Here is a 24,331-nt window from a genome sequence, read left to right as displayed (position 1 = left end):
TCTCCGGTGGTTTGGAGATAAAAAAAGCAAGAAAACAAAGTTCCCTGCGGTGGTTCTTACCGATGTCGGATTTCTGCCTGAGAAGTCAGGAGATTTTCCGACATGCTTTCGTGATGATTTTTCTGGTTCTGCAGCCATTTCGGAAAGTCAGCTTTTTCCATAACCGATACCAGTGTACAGTCCTTTAAGCCAAGCTGTGTCGTGTAGTAGGAATCACAGAAAAAGCCGCTGTCATCTGTCAGAACATAAGTACAAAGTGTATCCAGAATCTGTTTAAACTCCAGATTGTCATAATCCCGGATACGTCTTTGAGGAAGTTCCCTGTCATATATTTGACTGAAACATATCACGCAGTCACGATAGAGGGGCAGGGCATTTTGTTTTACATACTCCCGAAGCATATAATTAAGCGGTTCATGGAGAAATGCAGTGTTTGTGTGGACTCTTCGTTTCGGAAGCAGTCCGGGAAGCGTAATGGTGAGAATCCCCTGCTGTTCTGCAATCCGCATTCCCTGTGCATCTGCCGCTTTGGGAAGATAAGCTGCTTGATTTGGGGAGAGAGCCGGACAGACAAGGTTACGCATCTGGCAGGCAATCCGCTCCGCCCGAAGAGCAGCACTGACGCTCAGTTCCTCAAAATTTTTATCATAATTCTGGATATCAGTGACCTTCAGAGCGTAAACGGTATTCGTCAGTTTTTGCAGCTCCCCTTCCAGTTTTTCAAGCCGCTGGTAAATGGTTGGTGTATTTTGCGTCATAATAACCTACTTTCTCATGTAGTAACTGACAGCACCGGATTCATTTACAAGGCAGTAAGCGGCTACATCATCAATGGTGATTTTGGCAGCCTGGCTTTCGGATTCTAAGACAATCAGGCGTTTGGAACCATGTGATGGGATACTTTCCATCACATGATTGATCAGAGCCTCCTGTTCTTCACCGATATAGATGATTTCGTATTGTTCATCTTGCGAAAAGAAATTGAGCTTGATTGGAAATTCGCCACTGGTGTGGTATACAACACCTTTCTTAAAATCCAGCAGTACCCAGAAGCATGTAATTATAGCATAGTCAGGATTCTCAGCAGACTGCTGGCTGTCACAAAGAAGGTCATGCTCTTTATCGTAAATGATGCGCCCTTGTTTGATGAGGCTGGTAATCAATGACTTGATAGACTGCTCATGTCGGGAGAAAAGTTGTAAAACCTGGTCATACCTCAGAGTATGGTAAGTGGTAATGAACCGTAAGAGCTTGGCTCCCTCTCCTTGATAGATTTCGTTCCTTGTTTTCATGATTGACTCCCTTCTATATATAATAGGAAACTTTATACATATGGCTGTACGTACAGGATACGTTTGGTATTGTAAGTATAGTGTACGTACAAAGTACATAGAACCTGCTGTCAGCGATTGAATTTACAGGTACAAAAAAAGCACCATCTATGGGTGCTGGAAATAAGGAAAACTATAAGCAATACCTATTGTAGCATGGGTAATTTTACGCTTCAATCGCAGAAGCAGGTCATTTCTGTGCCATTTTCACTGGTTGGCATAAAAAAAGCAGGAAACCATTTTGATTCCCTGCATGGTGTATTGTTGTGCTTTTGTGTAGTTCTAATGATTACTTGTCTTTATAAAATGCTTCGAAAGCTTGTGCGAAGAATTCGGCTGTACCATTGCCGTATTTTTCATCTATCATAGGTTTGATTTTTTCATTACGGTAATATTGAGCCTGTGCAACCATCAGACCGTGTTCTTTCTTTATCTGTGAAAGTTGTTTCATAAGAAAACCGTATTCGGAAACAAGTTCTCTTACTTCAGAAGAATCTGGTGAACATACTTTTTTAGCTGCTAATTTGTATAAAAGATTGTCAAATTGTTGGTTGTAACTTTCTGCAGCCTCTTTGCTAATAGGATTGTTGGCAACAGACAGGAATTGCTCTTTTCCTCCATACCACTCAACAACTTTAGCATAGCCTTTCTGCATTTCTTCTGATGAAACTGTCTTAATATAATGCTTTTTCCATTCTTCAATGCTTCCAAACTCTTTTACAGCAAGTTCTTTCATATTGTCAGGCATATGTTCAAACATAGTTTGGAACATTTCTTCAACTTCCGTTTTACTAAAAATCGCAAAATCCATTTTATTCTCTCCTTTCAGGATATCATCAATGCTGGCAATCAGATGTTCCATACGTTCTTTCTTTGCTACCAACATTTTTCTCTGCATTTGCAAGATCTGGTTCCTTTCAAGAGCAGGATTCTCCAGAACAGCTTTGATTTCTTTCAAAGGAATGTCAAACTCACGGAAAAACAGAATCTGCTGTAATATTTCCAATGCCCTATCGTCATAAAGCCGGTATCCCGCATCACTTTTTTGTGTTGGTTTTAAAAGCCCGATTTCATCGTAATAGTGAAGCGTGCGAACGCTGATACCTGTAAGTTCTGATATTTCTTTGACTGTCCTCATAGTTGCTGACCTCCTGTTCCTGATAAGATAACTGTACGCTATGACGTTCCGTGAGAGTCAATATATATTTTGCATTTTTTAGTATAACATTTTTATGATATTACGAAAAGCCGAGGAGATAGGCGATATGTATTACTCTGGAAAGAACTTGTTGAGCGTATCCAATGTCTCTTTTGCAGTAAATCCCCAAAGGATGGTACTGAGTGCTTCAATCGCAGCCCTGCGTTTCCGGTAATAGGTGCGGTAGGAAATATTGGTGATGTGGTGAGCCAGCTTATCCAATATCTCATCTGTATTTTTCATTTCCTGTGGAGAGAGAAAAGCGTAGTAGAGAATCCAGTAATACTGTTCCCCATGCTTGTGATTGTTCCGGAGGAGATCGATGGATGATTCCAAAAGCTTCAGCATCTGGTTGCTTCTGGCAATACTTTTTGCCCGTTGTTCGATGTCGCTTCCGGTAAGATCAGCCCCGGCAGCATAGATGGAGTCCAGAAATTTGTCGATGTCATTGTCGTATTGGAGCTTAAACTGGTGCTCCATCTGGTGTACGACTACCTTCAGGCTGTAGGTTGCATCCCGGTATCTGCGTAAAAACTGATAGGTGTCGTGAAAACGTGGATCTTCTTCGGGTGAAGGAAATCCCTGTGTATTGCGGTTTGCCATGTCTATTCCCCCCCTTTCAGTGCAGAAGGCTCTGCCACGGCAGGCATCTTTTGGGCAGACTCATCCCCTGGACTTACGGACAACTCAAACCGATAAGCGGCATTTCCGTAGGGACAGATAATATTTAGAGTAAATGTATTAAATATATCTTTGCAGGCTGATAATGGAGATAATATATAGCGGGTTTTGGAGCAGTGGCAACATGGAATCCCTTGTGAATCCAATAGTTCTGCGACTTTTTGCACGATAAATTTCATGTGTGAATCTGGAACGCAGGAATCATTTTTTGTAACGGTGATTTGTGAGTCTGTGACAGTTTCTGAAACGCTAACAGAAGCAGAATCCTCAATAGTGATTTCTTCAGGTACATGGATTGGTAATTGCATCTTCATAGCGATCTCCTCCTTGTCAATCATAACGTCGCTGATATTAAACATCACGGACAGGTAATTGTTGAGATAAATTACGCTTCCGTGTTTTCCTGTAAATGAGATAAGTGTAATGTATTCTTTTTCCTCCAGTTTCTTCAAGAGTCGTGATACCGATGCCTTTGACAGACTCCACCTTTCACCCAGTTCATTAAAGCTGGTAAGGGGATTTCCGGTATTATCCCGGTAATAGACAATGGGACCGGAATCAGATCCCAGGACAGAGGAATCGTTGTAAACTGCATGAATCCACAGATCCAGAATAACATCCATTTCCGAGCATTTTCCAATGCCAATTAGTTCGTGAACTTTGGCAATCGGGAAAAAGAAAAACCCTGTATCTTTTTTACAGGGATAGTTGTATTCCAATACGGTATTGTCTTTGGGCCAGTCTGATATTTTGAATTTGACCAGGCGGTTTTTGCCGAGAAGAGAGTAGGTAATGTAATTCTGCTCTTCAAAAAATCGAAGGATGGACAACGCTTGATGTTGGAAACGGCAGCGAAACCATTCCTGAAGATCTGTGACTGTGCAGATCCACTCTCCTGGACCAATGGTATAGGTAATGTGTTCCATCCGGCGGTAGGATGTGCGGTAATTTGCATAGGAGCATAATACCAGATAATAAAAAAGAAAAGAGCCCCCGGTAGTTCGGATGCTCTTGGTAGTGATTAAAGTTTGTATGAAGTCACGGTAAATGCGACAGCGTGGAAATTCCACGATTTGTTTGAGTTCTAATTTGTAATTCATGGTGATCTTCCTTTCAAAGTATATTTAATTGTAATCGGACTTTTCATAGTGTTGGTATCAAGAAGAAGCCGATGGAAGTATAGCAAGTAGTCGTGTCACTCATTGCATTTTTATTGCATTTTTAAAATTTAGATTATGTGGCTATGTTGCTCTTAACTGGTTAAAAAGCCTTTAAAATCGTCTATATGCGTTAATACTCCGTACTGTCTGTCTGGAGTTTGAATAATGTACATGAGCCAAGAAATGCTGAATTTAAGGCGTTTCTTGGCTCGTTTTTGGTTGCGTGACAATCAAATGACAATAATTTTGGAAATTAGTATGTGCTCATATCGGATTTGAATATGTAGCATTTTTTTTTGCATAGAAAAGTTTTATTTGTCTCAAATCATAAATAAAATCATCGTATTTATTATAATCTCTATAAAGAATATCTTTAATAATTGGTGTTAATGAGAAAATTAGTGAAAAAGTTAATAACACAAGAACTATAACTTGTAATGCCATGGTAATCATTTCGTCTTGTGAAGCAGCATTTCCAATCTTTTGTGCTACAAATGCAACAATAGGAATAATTATTGCACCTAATGTCTTAAATGGTTTCTTTAAAGGGGCTATGTAGTCACATTGGATTTGTGCCTGTTTTGCTTCCTCAATTAACATATCAAGTGAGTCAAAATTTTGAATTTCTATTCCGTAGTCTTTTAATACATTAATGGTCATATTCATTCGTTTTTCGGAATAAGGGGCATAGTGTTGCTGAAGCATTACTTTAAGATTCCTTTTCATGGAATCAATTATAAAGAAAATTATAAGTGATATAATACCTAATGCCATCGGGATATATGAAGCCCAAGTTTGCTTAAAAATTAATAAGATACCACTAATAATAGCACTTGCAAAAAGGATGATTACAAAAATCTTTCGGTAAAGGGAAAGTTTTGTAAAAGGAATAGTGCTTTTAATACTTTTTAATCCAATTTTATAGCTGATAAATAAGTCACAAAATCTCATATGAATATCTCATTTTTATTCGTAGTATATTGCAATAGGATGTACAATATTTAAGGATGATTGTTGACCAAAGAATGAAAGCATGATTTGGTTCAACCCGATGCCAACTTGAGCTAATGGAGAAATATTTGTACTGTCATTAGTATCTGTTGTTATTTTGTTAGTGATATATCCAAGAACTTTGATTTTACCGCCGAATTTAAAAGATGTCATATCAATGCTATCGCGCATATATTTGTCATTTAGTACAACCATATTGTCTGCAATACATAAGGTTCTTCGATATGGAACAAGTGTGCAAAGCATTTCAATTATGTCCTTTGTATCATCATAGCCTTTATCAGATTCTGCACATTTGCTTTTGGCAAGATTAGTATAAATTTTCTTGATTTCATTAGAATTAGCGCCTTCCTGCTCTAATTCAATATCTTGTTGTATTTTAAGCAAGGCTTGTATTTTGTCGCGGTCGTTTTTCTTCATAAAATCCAAAAATTTTTTGTCGTTAAAAATCTTTTTATAATAGTCTAAATCCATAATATAAAATTCGTCATTGATTTCTATGAAGTCACCAATATTGTGATTTGATAAATGTTCGTTTTTGTTTAAATAATTCATGAGTTGCTCGAATGCGTTGTCATGTAAAAGCTTAGTCTGTACATCGCTAATAAGTTCAGTGTTAGAGGTCTCTTTTAAATGGCGATATGTAAAATCCATTTTGCCTTCAATGCCTTTTCCAAATACTTTTAAATCTGCATCTGCTCCTAAGTCAGATGTATATTCAGATTGCTTATCAGTTGCTTGACTAGATTGAGTCTCTGTTTCTTGTGTTTGCACTAAGCCATCATATATTTGTGCAATATATGAATTAAGTGTATCAGTATCTAAATATATAAATCTTCTCATAATAATAAATCCTTTCCTATGATTATGGTTGAACTACTCTTTCTTCGGTTTCCTTTTCCTCTTCACATAAGAGAAATCCGGAAACAAGTCTTTTAACAATTCAGCAGTTTCTTCTACATCGTCATATTCATCCATATTTTGAACAAGTAGCTGGTCGTCATCATCAAGATTCAACGAAACAGTATACTCTTTATTGGGGTCTGTTGGGTTCATTGGGTACTTTACCTCTTTGAGATAATATTCCGTTTCTGATATTTCTTCATCTTCTAGCTTGTCTCGTAAACGTGCCCAATACTCAACCATCTTTCGGAAGTTATTAAGGTCTTCCTGTGGACGGGGACCAGCACTTGGAAGCCGCTCTTCAAATTTGAAGCATATTTCTCCATCTTTCATAGTAGGTCGTAGTCCGTATGCCCATTCAATGTCAAACAGCACATGAAGTGCACTGAAAATATTTGCTACATCAGGGTCAGATAATGCATAAAAGCTGACCCCCAGATTGTTTGCAATATTTAATAAAGTTGCTTCATCCGGATATCTGTTTCCGAGTTCATAGTTTCTAATAGTAGATTCATTTAATCCACATTTATCTGCTAATTCCTTTTGCGTCATATCAGATGCAATTCTGAAATTTCGAATCAAATAGCCTACCCGGCTGGTAAATTTCTCGCCCATTTTAACTGCTCCTTATTTGTGGAATGAGTGTTGTAGCATGCACGAAGACACGAGGTACAAAACATGCATCTGTGTATATTATATCATCAACAGTGCAAAAATGAAATGTTTTTTGATAAATAGTATTGACAGTACAAAAGTGAACTGTTAATATAAAACACATCAAAACAGTTCAGAAATGAACTGAATTATAAAACGAAAGAGAGGAGGCATTTGCTTATGGAGAACAAACGATTTTTAACAGCGCAGGATGTCATGGAAATGCTAGACGTATCACTATCCTATGCATATAAGCTGATACGGCGGCTGAATGCAGAACTTGAGGCTGATGGATTCGTGACAATAAAAGGGCGTGTAAGTACACAGTATTTTATGAAACGAATCTACGGGCTATCTACGGATAAGGAGGTGGGATAGATGGCGGTTATCAAGAATAATAAGACTGGAATGTGGGAGGTGAGAACCTATTATAAGGATTTGACTGGAGCAAGGAAACAGAAAACCAAGAGGGGCTTTGCGAAGAAAAGCGAAGCCCTTGAATGGGAGCGGAACTTCAAGCTGAAAGAGAATCAGAGTATCAGTATGAGCTTTCAAAGCTTTGTGGATATTTATTTGACGGATTTGGAGCCGAGAATAAAACGCAATACGTTCCTGACAAAGAAGCACATTATTGAGACAAAGATTCTGCCTTATTTCGGAAAAAGAAAACTGGATGATATACGAACCTCGGATGTCATCCAGTGGCAAAATGAGATTATGAAGCTGAAAAAGGATAATGGGGAGTTGTTCTCCCCTACCTATCTGAAAACCATTCATAATCAGCTTAGTGCCATATTAAATCATGCGGTAAATATGTATGGTCTGAAAGATAATGTGGCACGAAAAGCAGGAACCATGGGTAAAGAAGAAAATAAGGAAATGGAGTTCTGGACACAGGAGGAATTTCAGGCATTTTTGGAGTGTGTTGCAGATAAGCCTATTTCGTATTATGCATTTGAAATGCTTTATTGGACAGGCCTTCGTGAAGGTGAACTGCTTGCTCTGACACCGGCAGATTTCAATTTTGAAAAGAAAACGCTTCGGATAAACAAGTCATATCAGAGGCTGGAAGGTAAAGATGTAATTACAGACCCGAAAACACCAAAGAGTAACAGAACCATTGTCATGCCGGATTTCCTTACTATAGAGATGGAGGATTTTATAAAAAGCATATACGGAATCAAGATGGATGACAGAATTTTTACCATTTCAAAAAGCTATCTGCATCACGAAATGGATAGGGGAGCAAAGCTTGCAGGAGTGAAAAGAATCCGAATCCATGGATTACGACATTCGCATATTTCCCTGTTACTCAATTTAGGATTTTCAGCATTGGCAATAGGGGAAAGAGTCGGACATGAGGCGGTAGATATCACTTATCATTATGCACATTTATTTCCAATGGTGCAGACGGATATGGCAGCACAACTGGAAACAGAAAGGGAGGCGTTGGTCAATGTCAGAAAAGAATAGAGATGATAAAAACAGATGGCGTAATGTGACAATCGCATTTCGCATGTCACCGGAGGAGAATGAAGAACTAAATAACCGGGTGAAACTCAGCGGATTTCGCACCAAGCAGGATTATATTATCCAGAGTGTTCTTCATCAGAAGGTGGTTGCAACGGGCAATCCGTTGATGCTGGTGCAATTTCGGAAGAATCTGCAACAGATAGAGCGTGAGCTTGAAAGAATTGAAAAGGCATCGGATATGGATGGGGAGTTGCTAACTCCCATCCGCTCCATGCTGGAAATACTGGAAGGATTCAAGGAGCAACCGAGAACATTAGCAGGTATGAAGGAACTTACCGTACCGAATGAAGAATAGAAAAATATTTTAGAAAGGAAGTGGTGGCTATGAGCGAAGAAACATTATTTGAAAAATTAGGTGTGAAATACATAGAAAAGGACGGCATCTTTTATCCGTTGATTGCATTATGTGGTGAGGAGAAAAACACAGATGTTGGGAAATATGGTCACATGTGGATTGATTACATAAGGACGGAGTATCCACAGCGATACAAAAGTCTGGTGCGGTTTAGCGAATTACATGATAAGGCAGCAGAAGTAAATGATGTTGCCTATGAGTTGCTGGAGGATATTGAAAAGGAATGGATGAGCGAACATAAGCCGAAACAGGCAAATTCTTTTGTGGAAATGTATCGGTTACGAACACATGCAAGAATGATAGCAGAGGAGGTAGTGCTGCATGAGGTGGTGAACAGTTTTCATTAAGAGCTGTGTATGGTAAAAGATATGCCGCATATCTGCGGCTCATAAGCTTCCACAGGGGAGCTTTATCCGGCTCGCAGAGCCGTACAGCCACTCCGGCGAGGAGCGAAAAACCCGCTTGCGGGTCTGCATTTTTGATGGCGAAGCTGTTAAAAGTGCTTTTGCGTTACTTTTGACAAAAGTAACAAAACCTTCCCAAAGAAATTTACTATCCCGTGCCGTATCCGGCACTCGTTACGGATACGAAAGAAATGCTTACATACATGACGAAAGAGGAGGATTTTTACAATGGAAAGAACAATCAGTTTTATGAATGGGAAGGGTTCCATCGGACACAACACAAGAAGCTTTATCGCCGACAATGTGGATGCCAGTCGCACCAAGAATAGTGTTACACTTATCCACGAGGATATTAAGCAGGTCTATCATAAACTGTTTGACAAGGCGTTGGACGAATACAATGCAAAGCAGAAACGCAAGGACAGGCAGATTAATAGTTATTATGAAAAGATATCCCGGAGTAAGCAGGAAAAATTATTTTATGAGGTGATTGTTCAGATTGGCAATAAGGATGACACCGGAGTGGGTAGTTCAGCTGCTGAGGTTGCAACGTGGGTGTTGAAGGATTATGTAAAAATGTTCCAGCATCGTAATCCGCAGTTATATGTGATAGGTGCTTATATTCATCTGGATGAGGAAACACCGCATTTGCATCTGAATTTCGTTCCGTGGGTATCCGGCTGTAAGAGAGGACTGTAAACAAAGACGAGCCTTAAGGCAGCACTTGCTACCAGAGGATTTGCAAGCGAGGGTAAAGGGAACACCGAATGGAAGCAGTGGGCAGAGGCTGAAAAAGATGATATTGCTCTTATCATGCGTCGGTACGGGATTGACTGGAAGAAGAAAAACACGCATAATCAGTATTTATCCGTACTGGATTATAAGAAGCAGGAGCGGGTGAAGGAAGTGGCTGCTCTTGAGGATGAACTGGAGGGTGCACAAGTTGTTCTTGAATTAAAAGAGGAAAGGATTGAATCTCTGGACAAGGAAATAGAGGATAAGCATGTCAGTATTCGAAAAGAACAATCCGAAGCTCAAAAGATGCTGGATGATACCAAGGCTGAAACTCGGAAATTGCAGTTGGAAACAACGGATTTACGCTTAAAGAATTCTGAATTACGGCTGGAATATTATGATAATCTGGATCAGCTCGCTGATAAACAAAAGGAAATTGAGGCAGCTCAAAAAGAGGCTGACAAGTGGATGATGATAATGGACACCGCAAAGTGGCAGACGGAGCAGGCACAGATTAAACCGGAGGAGGCAGAAAGGCTTAAGAAGGAACTTCTGAAAACCGTAGATGGCGATGATTATCTGAGGGAGCAGGTGATAGAGTTGAGATATCAGAATCAGATGCTCCGGGAGGAGAACCGAAGCCTGAAGGATAAGCTGGAAAAGGCGTATGCGTTTATGAAGCAGTTTGTGATTGGTGGGATGAATCTGCTGGAGAAGTTTTTTGAATGGATTGGGGAGAGGGTAAAGGATGTTGGGAGAGGAAGGTAGGGTGGAGCTAAGGCTCCGCCCCTATTAATCTTCAATAGATGTAATATATTTCATAAATTCTTTTTTGAAATAAAATGCTCTGTTTTTATCAGATATTTCACGACCATAAATACTGGAATATATAGGATGATATGGTTTTGAATCTTTTGTACGAATTTGGATGAATTCGCCACTTGCAGTATGTAAAGTCGATCTGACAGATTCAGATAATTGTTGATTTAACTGGTCACAGATGTAGTAATAGTCTGCTTCAAGTTGCTGAGCAAGAACATGATATTTCGGTAGAGATAGGTCAACCTGAATTGGAGCTAAGTACATCCAGTCTGCAGGATTTCCATCCTTACTGATAGGAACATATAATAAACGCTGGAATTTTTTATATAACTTAGTGTCTTGAAATCTGCGTTTGGATAATAACTCGTCGATAATAGAGGCGGTTTGTGTGATAAACATTGTTTCTAATGGCTTGCCGGTTCGGTCGCACTTGTTGGTTTTTAATTCTCCGTCTTCAAAATCAAGAGTAGTATTGGAAAGATTTAATCCTATGGTCAATTCCAAAAGTTGTCCGGTCTTCCCTTTATTGATTTTCATCATGGCATCTTGAACTTGGTCAGGGGACAGATACTCTTTGAAGGGAATATAGGCAAGTTTTTCTATTCTTGTCTGTGCTTCGATAAGTTTCATGATTCGGATACCTCCTTAAAAAATTCATTAATATCAACACTAAGTACATTTGCAATCTGGTTCAATACAGATATAGAAAGACTCTTATCACAGCCGGCGGCCTCGATTTTTGATAGATAGCTGATGCTGATCTTTGCCCGCTCTGCAAGTTGCACTTGTGTTAATTTTGCTTGTTCTCTGTAATGTTTTATATTTGCACCTATAACGCGATATAAGTCAGTATCGTTTTCAAAATGCATATCAGTACCTCTTTCACTATTTGTGAATATTATCGCATGAAATACAGTACAAACAAATTCACTTATAGTGAAAGAAAATTGCTATGGATTTTCCAGAAAAATTGAGTTACAATAGATAAATCAAAATAAAAGAAGGAGGTATGGCTTATAAGTTTACAACCAAATAATTTTAGGCTTGAACCAACAACAGTCTGGTCGTTTCCGGACAGAGGAAGTTGGGCAACGCATTCAGGAAAGTATAGAGGTAATTGGTCTCCGTATGTACCAAGAAATCTGATACTTAGTTATTCAAAGCCGGGAGACTGGATCTTAGATCAATTTATGGGTAGTGGAACAACCTTAGTTGAGGCAAAGCTACTCAATCGTCATGCGGTAGGTGTTGACATCAATCCGCAATCTGTTTCAATATCTGAAACAAATTTACAATTCCAATATGAATCCAATTCAAAAATATTTACACGAAATGGGAATGCCACAGATTTGTATTTTATTAAAGATAGTCGAATTGACTTTATTTGTATGCATCCACCATATGCAAATATCATTAAATACAGTAAAGGGATAGAAGGGGATATCTCATTGCTTGTTGTAGATGAATTTTTATCTGAAATGAAAAAGGTAGCAGAGGAATCATTTCGGGTTCTGAAAAAAGGTAAAATGTGTGCAGTTATGATTGGGGATGTAAGAAAATATGGAAACGTAATTCCTTTAGGATTTCGTATGATGGAATGCTTTTTACAGGCAGGATTTGTGAATAAAGAGATTATTATTAAAGAACAGCACAATTGTCGTTCTACTGATTATTGGGAGACACAAAATAATAATTTTTTACTTTTGGCACACGAGTACATATTTATTTTTCAGAAGTAAGATAATTCACAAAGAGTGAAAGTTTTGGTTGTTATTTTGTATGTTTGTAAGTATAATGGATATGTAAAAGATTGCCCGTTATGGACATAGAGAAGAGGAATCAAAATGAGTAATTCAAGTGTTGCTCCATTTGTGAAATGGGCTGGTGGTAAGCGTCAGTTGATTCCACAGATAAAGGAAAGAATGCCTAAACAGTATAAGGATTATTATGAGCCATTTGTAGGTGGCGGTGCAGTTGCATTTGAATTGCTGCCTACAAATGCTCTGATAAATGATATCAACAAGGCGTTAATAAATGCGTATAAGCAGATATGTAATGCACCGGAAGCATTTTTAAGGGCTGTAAATAAGCTTGATAAAGAAATGTGGGAAGATGGCAAGAAATACTATTATTCTCTGCGGGAGCATTACAATGATAAGCTGATGAAAGCAGAATATGATGTGGAGTTGGCTGCGTTGTTTGTATTTATCAATAAGCATTGTTTTAATGGTTTGTACCGGGTAAATGGTAAAGGATTATTTAATGTTCCGTATAACAATAGTCGCAGAGCTTCTGTTGATGAAGAGGTTATTATGGAGACTTCAAAGTATTTGCAAGGCGTAACCATTATAGATGGTGATTTTGAAGTAGCATGTAAGGATGCAAAAAAAGGTGACTTTATATTTATCGACAGTCCGTATGCACCATTGAATCCAACATCTTTTGAATCATATACCAAAGAGGGATTTGATATAGAAAGCCATAGACGATTGGCGAAGCTTTATGATGAATTAACAGCCAGAGATTGCTATTGCATGCTCACAAACCATAATACAGAGTTGATAAATGAGCTATATGGGAACAAAGGCTACAAAATAGATGTTGTAAGTGTTAAGCGTATGATTAATTCGGATGCATCCAACAGGGTTGGTGAAGAAGTGATTATATGTAATTATTGAGGATAGTAATGAATTTTAATTTGTATGTTAGAAAATTAAATGAAGTAATAGAAAAAAGCTGTTTAGAAAATGCCTACAGCCATATTGTGTATCAGATATTTGAACTTACATTAGATGATGAAAAATATTCTATTGTAGATACTTCAACGTTGAAGAGAACAATAAATAAGGCAACAGCACCTAGTGATGCTATTGCAGTACCAGATTTTGTTATTACAAGAAAAGGATATTCCTTCGACGGTTTTCAAGATTCAGATGATATTCTTGGATGCGTTGAAGTGAAATACAAAGATGTTGATGTAAAGAATCCGGATAGGCTATGTTCCACTCCACAAAATAAAGGTTACTTGGATGTTTATGATAAAGTGATTTATACTAATGGTTGGATATGGAGATTATATGATAATAGCTCCCAATATAGCATTGAAATTAATTTCAAAGAGGACTTTTCAAATGCAGAGTATGGAAAATTGTTAGATTTTTTGTGTTCAATAAATTGGGGTGAGAAAAAGTAATAAACAAAATTAATATAGACTTATTCGTATGAAAAAGTTTTATTGAAATAGTAGATATATTAAAGGAGTCGGGATAATGGAAAACTTATTCACAAAGAAAGTGCCATTATATTTCGAGACGGAAGAATCACAGTTAATTGTGGGTGATTCGTTTAAGATTCTAACAAAAATGGAACCGGAATCTGTTGATATGATATTTGCAGATCCGCCTTATTTTTTGAGTAATGACGGCATTACCTGTCAGGGTGGAAAGATGGTTTCAGTAAATAAAGGCTCATGGGATAAACTTTCGGAAAGTGGAACCAGCGTCGAAGAAAAACACAAGTTTAACAGAAAGTGGATTAAGTTATGTAAGAAAGTACTAAAGCCGAATGGCACAATATGGATATCAGGAACACTACACAATATATATTCGATTGGTATGGCATTGGAGCAAGAAGGATTCAAGATAATCAATAACATAACATGGCAGAAAACAAATCCACCGCCAAACTTAGCATGTCGATGCTTCACACATTCTACGGAAACAATTTTATGGGCAAAGAAGAATGATAAGAAGTCTCGGCATTTTTTTGATTATCAGAAAATGAAAGAAATGAACGGTGGAAAGCAGATGAAGGATGTGTGGACAGGAGCATTGACGAAACCTTCGGAGAAAACAGAAGGTAAGCACCCTACGCAGAAACCGAAATATTTGCTTGAAAAAATTGTACTGGCATCGACGGAGGAAGGACAAGTTATCTTGGATCCTTTTTGTGGCTCAGGAACTACAGGAGTAGAGGCGGTACGATTTGGACGAAAATTTATCGGAATAGATGTAAGTGAAGAATACTTGGAGATATCCAAGAGGAGATTGGAGAAGGTTTACGGAGATGCGAAAGAATATTGAAATATCTGATGAGAAGATAAGTGAGTTTTTGGAACAGTTTTATAGATATTTTGAAAGTGGATATGCATTTGAGGAATTTTTAAAAGTGTATCTTGAAAAGATTGGTCTTGATGAGGTTGTTGTCACACAGCGTTCTTCGGATGGCGGAATTGACGTGGCGGCTGTAAGATATGGTGTTGGTGGCTTTGCTGGGGCAGATGCTGTTGATTATTTCGTTCAGGCAAAGAGAAATAAACCTGGAACGACAATACCTATTGAAAAAGTCAGGGCACTTAGAGGCGTGATGCCTTCGGGTAGTAAGGGGATATTTATTACAACTGCAAACTATTCAAAAAAGACAGAAGAATTTGTAGATGCAGACCCATCACGTCCGATAATTCTTATCGATGGAAAATCACTTGTTGAAAGCTGCATTGATAACGAGATTGGTTTTGTATTTACACCCGTATTCAGTAAAAATGCAATGGATGCATTAAAGGATGAAACAGATGATTTGGTAAAAGAAGATGGAACAATAGATGAAACAAATGAAGGGGTTAAGCTGGTCGTAGATAAGCAGATTTCGGCTAATGACATTCGAGCAAGAATATTAAGATTACCAAAAGCCATTACAAATCTGTTACCTGAAGACGCACATAAAGTTAAGGTGATATTTAATGGACTGTCACCTAAAGAATTAACGGTAGCAAAGAATAGAGGATATCTTGCAGGTGTAACAGATTTGTATAAGGAATCTGGATTAATTGCTGAGGATGGTTCGTACAATCCATGTAAGGCAATTTGGAAATTTTCTGAGGATAAAATAGATATTACTATAAAGGAGCATTGATAGATGAGAGATTTTGATGAATGGCTTAGTAAGTTTCGTGCTAGTATCTCTAGTTACGATTATTACATAGATTTTGAGAAGGTTGTTAAGAATGTTGAAGAAATCAAGGTGGAATTGAATATATTAAATTCACTTATTGGTTCCAAGAACATTGAAGAAGAATTTGAAGCGATAGTAAAAAAGTATCCGGAAACATTAAAATGTGTTCCGTTATTGCTTGCAGTTCGTGGCAATGAAATTTATGCACAGGATGAAGATGGTGCATTTTTATATAATTTTAAAACTATGAATTATGATGTAGAGCAATATAAGGTTTTTATGCGTAAAACAGGCTTATTTGATATGATTGCAAATCATCTTGTGAATAACTTAGTTGATTATGCATTGGGAATTGAAACAGGATTGGATTCTAATGGACGTAAAAATCGTGGTGGGCATCAAATGGAAGATTTTGTTGAAAAGTATATTGTGGCAGCAGGATTCAAGAAGAATGTGAATTACTTCAAAGAAATGTATTTGAAGGACATTGAAGCTAAATGGAATATTGATTTATCCGCACTTTCAAATCAGGGCAAAGCTGCAAAGCGATTTGATTTTGTAATCAAGACGGATAAGATGATTTATGGTATTGAAACAAACTTCTATGGTGGCGGTGGTTCAAAACTTAATGAAACTGCAAGAAGTTATAAAATGCTTTCGCAGGAGGCAGATACTATAGATGGATTTACATTCGTCTGGTTTACGGATGGAATAGGTTGGAAAAGTGCGAGAGGTAATTTGAGGGAAACATTTGAGGTCTTGGATACGATTTATAGTATTGATGATATGGAGAATGGGATAATGTTAGAATTATTTTTGTGATAGAAGGGATGGACATATGAAATATTATTATGATGTAGTACTTTCTTTTGCTGGTGAAGATAGGGAATATGTGGAAGAATGTGCGGATATATTGACCGCACTTGGAATTAAGGTCTTTTATGACTCGTATGAGCAAGATGTATTATGGGGAAAAGATTTATATACTTTTCTCGCAGATATATATTCTAATAAAGCGAGATATGCAATTGTTTTTATATCGCAGCACTATGTTAAGAAATGTTGGACTAAGCATGAGTTTAAATTCATTAATGAAAGAATGTTTAATAGTGAAACGGAGTATTTGTTGCCTGTTTTTTTAGATGATACAAAGTTGTGTGGTATTCCGGAAACGCAGGGATACTTGACCAATAAAACACCTTATGAAGTAGCTGTCATGTTCGCAAAAAAGATAAATAAGGATATTGATGTAGAGTTAATGAAGAGTGAATTGCAACAGAGTCTTCCAACATACGAGATTACAGTTAGGGGGAGAAATGTTCGGTTTTATAGTGCAGTGGAAGAATTTGATGCAGAGTATCCGCTTTCGTTTTTAATGGAATTGTATAAATTAGATATGATGTATGATTTATTTATTTTACCAGAGCTTGTGCCGAATTAACATAAAATTTATTTGCATATCTTGACAGAAACTGATAAAAGAGATATATTGAAGATGTCTGTTCAAAGTGTAGCTTTTACGCTTTGTAACATTCTATTATCTGCTGAATTAAGATATAGATAGTGACACATTGAAATGATACATATGTGCCTTCTATTTCGCTACCTTTCAGCAGGAGCGAATTTTTTATTTTAAGGAGGTATGAGTTATGAAAGAACTCACAATTACAATTCCAGTAAAATCTTTTAAAAAGTTTGACAATCCATATGATTCAAAAGCTATGGCTGCAAAGTATCAGTTCTTTGTTAATGTTGCAGATATTCCTTCTGAATGGTTGGAGTGGTTGTCGGTTAATCCAAGAGAACAGAAACTTACCACAGATGTTGCTAGAGATATTGCAAAATCATTACGTAGTAGTAAAAAGAATTTTCATGTGTTAAATAGAGGAATTTTACTCTCGGCAGAAGAGGTAACTTTTGATAACAAAGAAAAGATGGCTACAATTAAGTTTCTTAATCCCAATATGCATGGTATTGTAGATGGTGGACATACATATCGTCAAATATTAAAATATCAGGAAGAGATAAATCCAATATATGAAAAATATGTGCAAGTAGAGGTAATTACTAGTTTTGACAGTATAGAAGAACTAGCCGAAGCAAGAAATAATTCTGTGGCAGTTGATGATAAATCTATAGAGGAATTAAGAGGTACTTTTGACCCCATCAAAAAAATTATTGAAAATCAAAGGATTCAGGGTGAAAAATATTTTGATAGAATTTCGTTTAGACAAAACGAATTCTGGGGAAATAAGGATGTTAATAATATTATAGATGTTAGAGAAATTATATCTATAATTAATATGTTTAACCCTATATTGTATGATCCGATGACGCCTACTCATCCTATTCAGTCATATACAGGTAAGGCAGCAAGTTTGAATAAATTTTTAAAAATGTCTCCTCCAGGAGTTAAAGAAGAAGACCCTGAGTATAGAAAAGCAGTAATTGAGAAATTGACGAAAATTATTCCAGATATTTTTAAACTTTGGGATGATATAGAGGTTAATTTTGCTAAAGTATCTAAGGAACTTAATAGAAGGTATGGAAGCAAGCCGTATTCAAATTATGGTAAAGATAATGTGAAAAAAATATCTATGTTTTCGAATGTTGAGATGGATTATACCGTACCAAAAGGAATTATGTATCCAGTTGTTGGAGCATTCAGAGCGTTAGTGTGCGAAAAGGATGGGCGGTATGATTGGACTATTTCTCCGTTTAATGTATGGGATGAGAAAAAGGAGCAGATTGTCACATCGGTTTTGGAAAGTTCGGCACAATTTGGGAATAGTCCTGATAAACTTGGAAAGTCAACATTATTATGGGATTCATTATATAATATGATACTAATCTATAGGATAACAAATGAAAAATAGGTAGGCTATGATAATGTCCCTTTGTGAAGTAGGAGCGGGAGTGAAATACTGACAACAAAATGACAATACAATCCCTAGAAAATCTACGCAATATGTAGAAACCATATAAAACTCCTTGATTCCTGCCTTAAAAATCAACGAAAAACACCACATAACAACTTTACAAAGAAGAGTTTGAATAAAAAGGTAAATCCCTACAAAGCCTGTATTTATGGGCATTGTAGGGATTTTTTAGATGGCGATGGGTACGATTTGGGTACAAAATTTTAATTTTGGGGTATCATTGGTTGCTGCTGTACAAAACATATTTTTGGGGGGGACACTATTAATCATATTAATAAATGTGTCTTGTCCAATATGTCATTTACAAAATTAAAATCAGTATATAAACAGAGAACGGGGAATACATTTGAAGATACAGATTATGAATCTTTTGGGCTGATTGATGAAAAAGGAAATCTAACGAATGCTGGAGCACTTTTGGCAGATGAATCACCGGTACGTCATTCCAGATTGTTTTGTACAAGATGGAATGGACTTACTAAAGCATCAGGAATAGTGGATGCACTTGATGATAAGGAATATACTGGCAGTCTTGTCACATTGTTGCAGGCAGGAACTGATTTTGTGAGAAATAATTCCAAGAAAGCATGGCGTAAGGTTGGTGACGGCAGAATTGAAATGCCTGATTATCCGGATAGAGCAGTGCTTGAAGGTGTAGTAAATGCATTGATTCATAGAAATTATCTGGAGATAGGTAGTGAAGTCCATATAGATATGTTCGATGATAGAATTGAAATATATTCACCCGGTGGAATGGTAAGTGGAATATCTCTTGAGGGGAAAAATCTATTGAAAATTCCGTCAAAGCGAAGAAATCCGATATTAGCTGATATATTCAGCCGTTTAAAATATATGGATCGTAGAGGTAGTGGATTTAAGAAGATATTGGCAGATTATGAGGGACAAGTAGAATTTGATGAGACCAAGATGCCAGTCTTTGATGCAGATAATGATGATTTTACATTGACTTTGTATAATCTGAATTATGGCACTAATTATGCAACACAGGTGAATGAAAATGTCATAGAAAATGTCATAGAAATTTCGGAAGAAAAAATGAAGCAGTTAATGCCAGAGTATTCTAAGAAGAAGCTTACTAAAGCATGTGAGATCCTAAAAATGATTTCCGAAAATCCGAATATTTCTATTGATGAATTAAGAATAGCCTTAGATGTCAAAGATAGAACAATTGCTAGATATATATCAGAATTAAAGGATAAAGGTATCATAGAACGAAAAGGTCCAGATAATGGTGGTAAATGGAAAATTAAGTAAGTGAATGACAGTAAATATGCTGGGACACACATTTGACGAAAATAAAAGGAAGAAATGTCTTGTTTATTGTGAATGCCAGTAATCGTTATACAATAGCAATGACAGATATTGAACCAAGAAACTGGAATTACTATACAATGTATATCCGCAGTGTGATTCATGGCGTGATGCAGGAAATGGGATATTCCGAGGAACAGATAGGGCAGTATTTTAAAATGTCAGGCGATACAACTGTAACAAAAACTCATGGTAGGAAATCGGTTGGTGGCATTAACAGAATGGTAATGGATGCACAGTATTTTGGTAAGAAGCTGGAGAAAGAAGCAAAGTGTCAATGGGAACTTAGTGAGTATCTGAACAGAGATATTTGCCAGCCAGAGGGATTTGATGCGTATGGATATCCGAGTGAACTTTTTAAATTAGACATGGAACGATTAGGGATTGCTGCTAAGAGAAAGCCAGCAAAGGTAATTGATTTTGCTCAGTACATAGAAAACAATCGTGGTACTAACGATTAGTACCACGATTGTTTTCTTGTAGAAATATTGGCTGGAGATTATAGTTTCCATAGGTGGACTTGCAAACCGACAGAAATTTATTCTGTGAATAGTAAACAAACCTGCAAGCCACCGGAACTACACACAATAATGACAATATAGCAATGGTACTGGATTGGTACTAAAAATATGTGAAACGAAGAATAACGTGTGGAAAAAGTATGAGTTATCAATACAAAACGGTATAGATAACTGCACTGAAATAATCAAAATCAAACCAGACTTTGCGAGTTTGAGTAGGGTTTTGTAAAAATAAACCCAATGTTTATGCGTATTCCAAGCAAATTACGTTAATTTGTAGCAACGGATTGGCAACACTTTTTGCAATATTCCTTGAATAAAATTATATTTCTATAACATAAAAATCTTACTGATGAGATGTTTCCAAAATTGGAAAGAGCAGTCAGTAAGGTTTTTTTGCATTTCTTTATTGATTCTCTTTTTTCAGTGCCTTGATGAGTTCGTCAGAGAGTTCCTGAGACGGAACCTTTGCCCGAATCTCTGAGGTGTCCATTTCCGGATAATTATATCGCCAGTTATCGTATTCTTCCTGGCTGATTTCTCCGGATTCCAGTTTTGCAGCCATTTGCTGCCATGCATGAAAAGGTTCAAACAGATGCTGATATTCTCTGTGTTCCCGGTCAAGTCGGAGGCAGAGTTCTCCGTCAATCTCTCCGATCTTGATGCCATGCAGTGGTTAAGGAGGCAGGAAAGACAGATAGAAAAACGGCACAGCAGAAGCAGACGGTAGATGGAAAAGATAAGAAATTATCCATTCATGAACGGCTTGAAATCAATAAGAAGATTATTCAAGAAAAACAGGGAAAAGATAAGTCGGAGAGAGGAGCTGATTTTGGTGTGAGATAATTGAAAAAGGAATGGAAGTTACTGTTTTGGTAGCTTTCATTCCTTTTTTGACGTGAGAGAAGAGTTATTTTTGATTAAATAGATTGTTACATTCGTCTATAATAGCTTCAACTGTGCGTACCTGTGAAGGCGTGAGTCGGCGGAGCTGAGACTATGAAGAAAAGTCTGTAAATAATAATCTTCTATGATAATGATTGAGCTGGAAGCGCTAAATTAGAGCTTCCAGCTTTTGCTATATATATACGACATGATTTCGGACATGTCAAGAGCAGACGTCAAAAACGTCCTTCTCATCATGCATATAGCTTTTGTTATTCTTGGAGTCGTCCCCCATACATAATGCTGAGTTCACCGTAGACCCGTCCCCAGTTTCTAATGCTCATAGTCCATTTTTTTGTGGCTTCAAAAGTTGCCAGATACAGGGCTTTCAGGAGTGCTGTATCACTTGGAAATACGCTTCTCTGACGGTTGAGCTTACGGTAGGTAGAATTCAGACTTTCAATTGCATTGGTCGTGTAAATAACCTTTCCGACATCCGGTGAAAACTTGAAAATCGGCGTTATTGCATCCCAGTTATCATACCAGTGTTTCATAGAATTCGGGTATTTTGCGGTCCATTTTTCAGTAACACAATCTAGTACTTTTTAAGATAAAGTAGAAATAGTGCAATTTTCACAGGATATTATACAAGAATTACATAGAAATATATCGTATTATTGATATAGTATTCTTGAATTGTATGTGAGGAGAAAACTATGGCAGCTGAAAGAAAAACATTAACACAGTTATCTGTGCCAATATGCTTAGAAACTTTTTTTTATATGCTTTCAGGTATGGTCGATACGCTTATGCTATCATCTGTAAGCGACCAGGCTGTAGGAGCAGTGGGAACAGCAAATACATATATAGGTGTTTTTATTATCATGTTCGGCGTAATATCGTCGGGTATGATAGCTGTTATGTCACAAAATATCGGAGCCGGAAGACCGGGGATAGCGTATCAGGCAAGACAACTTGGACTTATATTCAACGCATTGATAGGTATCGTAATGTCTGTCATTCTTGCTACTTTTTCTGGTGGGATACTTCGAATCGTAAGTATTGCTCCGGCTTTGCTTGAGCCGGCTGAAATATATCTTAGAATTGTTGGCGGCGCATGTTTTTTAAATGCACTGATTCCTATTTTCTCCAGTTATTTGAGAGTGTTTGGATATACAAAACATTCTTTGATAGGAACTGTTGTTGGAAATGTTCTCAATATAATACTTAATTCAGTATTCTTATTTGTATTCAACTGGGGTGTAATGGGAGTTGCTGTTGCCACGGTTATTTCAAGAGTTGTAAATCTTATTATTGTAGCAGGTATGGGGGCTGTGCTTATAAAAGCAAAACAGAGTCCTGAGCGAATTGCATCAAGAAAGATATTTGCGCAGATTGTTAAGATTGGTTTTCCTTCTGCGCTTGAAACAGCACTTTACAACATCGCAATGACCTTTATTGTGCGTTTTATGAATCAGATGGATGTGGATGGAATGAATGTTACAGCACGCTCATATGCTGTACAGATTGCAAATTTCTCATATTGTGTGGGAGCTGCCCTTGCTCAGGCAAATGCAATTATGACCGGTTGGAGAATTGGAGCAAAAGAGTTTGAGGAATGTAACAGGGGAACGAGAAAAGCTGCGATATACGGTATCATCACAGCGACCTGTTTTTCCGTGACATTTGCATTGGCAGGACATTTTATCGTGCATATATTTACTGATGATACACAGATGATAAATCTTGTGGTAAAGTTGTTAATAGTAGATGTCTTTCTTGAAGTTGGAAGGGTAACAAACCTTGTATATGGTCAGGCATTAAAAACGAGTGGAGACGCACTTTTCCCGGCTATACTAGGTGCAATATTTATGTATTTGTTTGCAGTTGGCGGAACTTATTTTCTCGGAATACATATGGGATTTCTGGCTGTAGGATCATATATTGCTATGGCAGGTGACGAATGTGCGAGAGCTGTGGGAATGGTACTTAGATGGAAGAGTGGAAAATGGAAAAGTAAAGGTCTTATAGAAGTATAGGAGAGATTATGTACTTTGAATTAAAGGAAAATAAACCGCATGGTACAAAGGATGATCCGTTTAGTACATATCATATAAAAAATGAGGGACGATCATTTCAGATACCGGTACATTGGCATGATGAACTGGAAATTATATATGTAAAAAGTGGGTTTTTGACTGTAAGTATATCAGGAGAAAATTATATTGGAACCCCCGGGGATGCTTTTGTAGTGTCGCCGGGCAATCTGCATTTCATGGGTTCACAGGCTGGAGAAGTGGATTATTTTACTTTCCTTTTTCCACTTGAATATATCTCTTTTTGCACAGATGACATGTTAGATGATAAATTGCTTACTCCATTAAAAAATGGTCATTTGATGATAAGACCAAGGATCAAGGATGCAGCAAAAGAGTTGTGTGAGCAGTTGGCCGAAATATATATGGCAAAAAATGATGAAAAGAAGTTGGAAATAGCTGTTCAGATAAAGACAAAAATAATTCTTTTACAATTTATTCTTCACATGTGGGAGAATGGATTTATAATCGAAAATGATAAAAGTGGAAGAAATACTGTAGAAAAAGAGATGATTTCATACATACAGCAGAGTTTTACAGGGGAGATATCATTAAAGGAACTTGGGGAACAGTTCCATCTTTCTGAAAAATATGTATCGCAATATTTTAAAGAACATTTTCATATTACGCTTTCAAAATATGTTACATATTTGCGGTTGGAGCATGCAAAACAGTTGTTACAAAATTCGGACATTCCAGTTACAGAGGTTGCAATGCTCAGTGGCTATCAGAATGTAAGTTATTTTATCAGAAGCTTCAAAAAAACATACGGAGTGTCTCCGTTAAAATATAGAAAAAATGAGCCGAGTACATGGATTTAG

General features: G+C 37.2%; 30 protein-coding genes and 1 pseudogene. 19 read left to right on the top strand and 12 right to left on the bottom strand.

The features are described 5' to 3' along the window. Nucleotides 1-56: 56 nt before the first annotated feature. The 8 genes from NQ560_RS12690 to NQ560_RS12655 form a co-directional block, all read right to left on the bottom strand. Nucleotides 57-758 carry a DUF6100 family protein gene (locus NQ560_RS12690; protein ID WP_005333541.1) on the bottom strand — a complete coding sequence of 234 codons (702 nt, stop codon included), beginning with the start codon at nt 756-758 and terminating at the stop codon, nt 57-59. 6 nt (nt 759-764) lie between these two features. Continuing rightward, entirely contained in the window at nt 765-1,292 is a 528-nt protein-coding gene (locus NQ560_RS12685; RefSeq protein WP_005333543.1) for a DUF5697 family protein, read from the bottom strand. A 328-nt stretch (nt 1,293-1,620) separates the two neighbouring features. Further along, nucleotides 1,621-2,469, bottom strand: a complete 849-nt coding sequence (locus tag NQ560_RS12680; RefSeq protein WP_005333545.1) for a MerR family transcriptional regulator — start codon at nt 2,467-2,469, stop codon at nt 1,621-1,623. Between the two features lie 132 nt (nt 2,470-2,601). After that, entirely contained in the window at nt 2,602-3,132 is a 531-nt protein-coding gene (locus NQ560_RS12675; RefSeq protein ID WP_005333547.1) for a hypothetical protein, read from the bottom strand. Nucleotides 3,133-3,134: 2 nt separating this feature from the next. Then, nucleotides 3,135-4,310 (bottom strand): MarR family transcriptional regulator, encoded by a 1,176-nt coding sequence (locus NQ560_RS12670; RefSeq protein WP_023921589.1) that lies wholly within the window; start codon nt 4,308-4,310, stop codon nt 3,135-3,137. 324 nt (nt 4,311-4,634) lie between these two features. Continuing rightward, nucleotides 4,635-5,321 carry a hypothetical protein gene (locus tag NQ560_RS12665; RefSeq protein ID WP_005333552.1) on the bottom strand — a complete coding sequence of 229 codons (687 nt, stop codon included), beginning with the start codon at nt 5,319-5,321 and terminating at the stop codon, nt 4,635-4,637. Between the two features lie 15 nt (nt 5,322-5,336). Further along, nucleotides 5,337-6,224: a DUF6414 family protein gene (locus NQ560_RS12660; RefSeq protein WP_005333553.1), complete on the bottom strand. Its 888-nt coding sequence runs from the start codon at nt 6,222-6,224 to the stop codon at nt 5,337-5,339. Nucleotides 6,225-6,257: 33 nt separating this feature from the next. Beyond that, complete coding sequence (locus NQ560_RS12655; RefSeq protein WP_005333554.1) at nt 6,258-6,899, bottom strand: helix-turn-helix domain-containing protein; 642 nt, start codon at nt 6,897-6,899, stop codon at nt 6,258-6,260. A gap of 219 nt (nt 6,900-7,118) precedes the next feature. Between NQ560_RS12655 and NQ560_RS12650 the strand changes: the two genes are divergently transcribed. The 6 genes from NQ560_RS12650 to NQ560_RS12625 all read left to right on the top strand — a co-directional run bounded on the left by NQ560_RS12650 (nt 7,119) and on the right by NQ560_RS12625 (nt 10,733). Beyond that, nucleotides 7,119-7,316, top strand: a complete 198-nt coding sequence (locus NQ560_RS12650; RefSeq protein WP_005333555.1) for a hypothetical protein — start codon at nt 7,119-7,121, stop codon at nt 7,314-7,316. Continuing rightward, the gene (locus tag NQ560_RS12645) at nt 7,317-8,411 is read left to right on the top strand and encodes a site-specific integrase (RefSeq protein ID WP_005333556.1); all 1,095 of its coding nucleotides are present in this window, start codon (nt 7,317-7,319) and stop codon (nt 8,409-8,411) included. Continuing rightward, nucleotides 8,395-8,766, top strand: coding sequence for a plasmid mobilization protein (locus NQ560_RS12640; protein ID WP_005333557.1), 372 nt, complete (start codon nt 8,395-8,397; stop codon nt 8,764-8,766). Before NQ560_RS12645 ends, NQ560_RS12640 begins: the two co-directional genes overlap by 17 nt. 29 nt (nt 8,767-8,795) lie before the next feature. Continuing rightward, the gene (locus NQ560_RS12635; protein WP_005333559.1) at nt 8,796-9,173 is read left to right on the top strand and encodes a TnpV protein; all 378 of its coding nucleotides are present in this window, start codon (nt 8,796-8,798) and stop codon (nt 9,171-9,173) included. 285 nt (nt 9,174-9,458) lie between these two features. Beyond that, nucleotides 9,459-9,929 (top strand): plasmid recombination protein, encoded by a 471-nt coding sequence (locus tag NQ560_RS12630; protein WP_005333561.1) that lies wholly within the window; start codon nt 9,459-9,461, stop codon nt 9,927-9,929. A gap of 114 nt (nt 9,930-10,043) precedes the next feature. Next, nucleotides 10,044-10,733: a hypothetical protein gene (locus NQ560_RS12625; RefSeq protein WP_005333562.1), complete on the top strand. Its 690-nt coding sequence runs from the start codon at nt 10,044-10,046 to the stop codon at nt 10,731-10,733. Between the two features lie 24 nt (nt 10,734-10,757). On the opposite strand, the gene NQ560_RS12620 is transcribed toward NQ560_RS12625, so the two are convergent. Both NQ560_RS12620 and NQ560_RS12615 read right to left on the bottom strand, forming a co-directional pair. Then, complete coding sequence (locus NQ560_RS12620; RefSeq protein ID WP_005333563.1) at nt 10,758-11,417, bottom strand: MutH/Sau3AI family endonuclease; 660 nt, start codon at nt 11,415-11,417, stop codon at nt 10,758-10,760. Then, complete coding sequence (locus NQ560_RS12615) at nt 11,414-11,656, bottom strand: helix-turn-helix domain-containing protein (protein ID WP_005333564.1); 243 nt, start codon at nt 11,654-11,656, stop codon at nt 11,414-11,416. The genes NQ560_RS12620 and NQ560_RS12615 overlap by 4 nt, the downstream gene beginning before the upstream one ends. 147 nt (nt 11,657-11,803) lie before the next feature. On the opposite strand from NQ560_RS12615, the gene NQ560_RS12610 reads away from it, so the two are divergent. From NQ560_RS12610 to NQ560_RS12565, 10 genes are all read left to right on the top strand, one after another. Continuing rightward, nucleotides 11,804-12,526: a TRM11 family SAM-dependent methyltransferase gene (locus NQ560_RS12610; RefSeq protein ID WP_081445670.1), complete on the top strand. Its 723-nt coding sequence runs from the start codon at nt 11,804-11,806 to the stop codon at nt 12,524-12,526. 105 nt (nt 12,527-12,631) lie between these two features. Further along, complete coding sequence (locus NQ560_RS12605; protein WP_005333566.1) at nt 12,632-13,465, top strand: DNA adenine methylase; 834 nt, start codon at nt 12,632-12,634, stop codon at nt 13,463-13,465. Between the two features lie 8 nt (nt 13,466-13,473). Further along, nucleotides 13,474-13,980 carry a hypothetical protein gene (locus tag NQ560_RS12600; protein WP_005333567.1) on the top strand — a complete coding sequence of 169 codons (507 nt, stop codon included), beginning with the start codon at nt 13,474-13,476 and terminating at the stop codon, nt 13,978-13,980. A gap of 76 nt (nt 13,981-14,056) precedes the next feature. Further along, nucleotides 14,057-14,869 carry a DNA-methyltransferase gene (locus tag NQ560_RS12595; protein ID WP_005333568.1) on the top strand — a complete coding sequence of 271 codons (813 nt, stop codon included), beginning with the start codon at nt 14,057-14,059 and terminating at the stop codon, nt 14,867-14,869. Then, nucleotides 14,853-15,698, top strand: coding sequence for a restriction endonuclease (locus NQ560_RS12590; RefSeq protein ID WP_005333569.1), 846 nt, complete (start codon nt 14,853-14,855; stop codon nt 15,696-15,698). The genes NQ560_RS12595 and NQ560_RS12590 overlap by 17 nt, the downstream gene beginning before the upstream one ends. A 3-nt stretch (nt 15,699-15,701) precedes the next feature. Continuing rightward, nucleotides 15,702-16,559 carry a type II restriction endonuclease gene (locus NQ560_RS12585; RefSeq protein WP_005333570.1) on the top strand — a complete coding sequence of 286 codons (858 nt, stop codon included), beginning with the start codon at nt 15,702-15,704 and terminating at the stop codon, nt 16,557-16,559. Nucleotides 16,560-16,575: 16 nt separating this feature from the next. Beyond that, nucleotides 16,576-17,178, top strand: a complete 603-nt coding sequence (locus tag NQ560_RS12580) for a TIR domain-containing protein (protein ID WP_005333573.1) — start codon at nt 16,576-16,578, stop codon at nt 17,176-17,178. A gap of 208 nt (nt 17,179-17,386) precedes the next feature. Then, nucleotides 17,387-18,613 carry an AIPR family protein gene (locus NQ560_RS12575; protein WP_005333574.1) on the top strand — a complete coding sequence of 409 codons (1,227 nt, stop codon included), beginning with the start codon at nt 17,387-17,389 and terminating at the stop codon, nt 18,611-18,613. Between the two features lie 357 nt (nt 18,614-18,970). Beyond that, complete coding sequence (locus NQ560_RS12570; RefSeq protein WP_005333577.1) at nt 18,971-19,951, top strand: ATP-binding protein; 981 nt, start codon at nt 18,971-18,973, stop codon at nt 19,949-19,951. A 14-nt stretch (nt 19,952-19,965) separates the two neighbouring features. Then, on the top strand, nt 19,966-20,469 hold the full coding sequence (locus NQ560_RS12565) for a DUF6933 domain-containing protein (protein WP_422698333.1): 504 nt from the start codon (nt 19,966-19,968) through the stop codon (nt 20,467-20,469). A gap of 466 nt (nt 20,470-20,935) precedes the next feature. Here NQ560_RS12565 and NQ560_RS12560 read toward each other — a convergent pair whose 3' ends face one another. Then, nucleotides 20,936-21,094, bottom strand: coding sequence for a hypothetical protein (locus NQ560_RS12560; protein ID WP_005333581.1), 159 nt, complete (start codon nt 21,092-21,094; stop codon nt 20,936-20,938). A gap of 107 nt (nt 21,095-21,201) precedes the next feature. On the opposite strand from NQ560_RS12560, the gene NQ560_RS12555 reads away from it, so the two are divergent. After that, nucleotides 21,202-21,375, top strand: a complete 174-nt coding sequence (locus tag NQ560_RS12555; RefSeq protein WP_005333583.1) for a hypothetical protein — start codon at nt 21,202-21,204, stop codon at nt 21,373-21,375. A 311-nt stretch (nt 21,376-21,686) separates the two neighbouring features. Here the strand turns inward: NQ560_RS12555 and NQ560_RS12550 are convergent. Beyond that, a pseudogene (locus tag NQ560_RS12550) lies at nt 21,687-22,013 on the bottom strand (transposase); the annotation flags it as partial. 117 nt (nt 22,014-22,130) lie between these two features. On the opposite strand from NQ560_RS12550, the gene NQ560_RS12545 reads away from it, so the two are divergent. Next, on the top strand, nt 22,131-23,453 hold the full coding sequence (locus NQ560_RS12545) for an MATE family efflux transporter (RefSeq protein ID WP_005333586.1): 1,323 nt from the start codon (nt 22,131-22,133) through the stop codon (nt 23,451-23,453). A gap of 8 nt (nt 23,454-23,461) precedes the next feature. After that, nucleotides 23,462-24,331, top strand: coding sequence for an AraC family transcriptional regulator (locus tag NQ560_RS12540; protein ID WP_005333587.1), 870 nt, complete (start codon nt 23,462-23,464; stop codon nt 24,329-24,331).

It is taken from the genome of Dorea formicigenerans, assembly GCF_025150245.1.
In the GTDB taxonomy this organism is placed as follows: domain Bacteria; phylum Bacillota; class Clostridia; order Lachnospirales; family Lachnospiraceae; genus Dorea; species Dorea formicigenerans.
This window is presented reverse-complemented; position numbering and strand designations above follow the sequence as displayed.